Annotated in this window: 1 pseudogene; it reads left to right on the top strand. The window is 58.3% G+C overall.

The features are described 5' to 3' along the window. Positions 1-524: pseudogene (locus AX756_RS24825) on the top strand (IS6 family transposase); the annotation flags it as partial. Between the last annotated feature and the right edge of the window lie 78 nt (positions 525-602).

Genomic DNA, 602 nt, shown 5'->3' with positions numbered 1-602 from the left:
CGCCTCAGAGATCCGCGAAAGGCGCGCTGAACGTCTGCGATCTGGGCCGCAATGGCGCTGGCACCTGGATAAGGTGTTCGTGAAGATCAACGGCGAACGACACTATCTCTGGCGTGCTGTTGATCACGAGGGCGAGGTCCTGGAAAGCTTCGTCACGAAGACGCGGGACAAGAAAGCTGCATTGAAATTCTTGAAGAAATCAATGAAGCGCTACGGTCGCCCCATATCTTTGTACTGACAAGATTCGATCCTACGGTGCGGCGTTGAAGGAAGTCGGTGCGGCGGAACGGCAGGAAACTGGTCGCTGGCTCAACAATCGGGCGGAGAACTCGCACCTGCCATTCCGACGACGAGAACGGGCAATGCAGCGCTTCCGGCGGATGCGAAGTCTGCAGATGTTTGCCGCCGTCCACGCCTCAGTCTTCAACCATTTCAACTCGGAGCGCAGCTTCTACTCGAGAGCAAATTTCAAGAAGAACCGCGCCGCCGCTCTCGACGAGTGGCGTCAACTCGGCGCGGCATAAGGGGCAGGCTCACTGTCCATGCGGAGACGGGTTCGAATTCGTCTGATGGTGTGGACGGCTCCACCCGAACGGCATCGC

It is taken from the genome of Aliiruegeria sabulilitoris, assembly GCF_001558155.1.
GTDB classification, from domain to species: domain Bacteria; phylum Pseudomonadota; class Alphaproteobacteria; order Rhodobacterales; family Rhodobacteraceae; genus Tropicimonas; species Tropicimonas sabulilitoris.
Note: the sequence above shows the minus strand (reverse complement) of the source record. Positions and strands in the feature narration are given on the sequence as shown.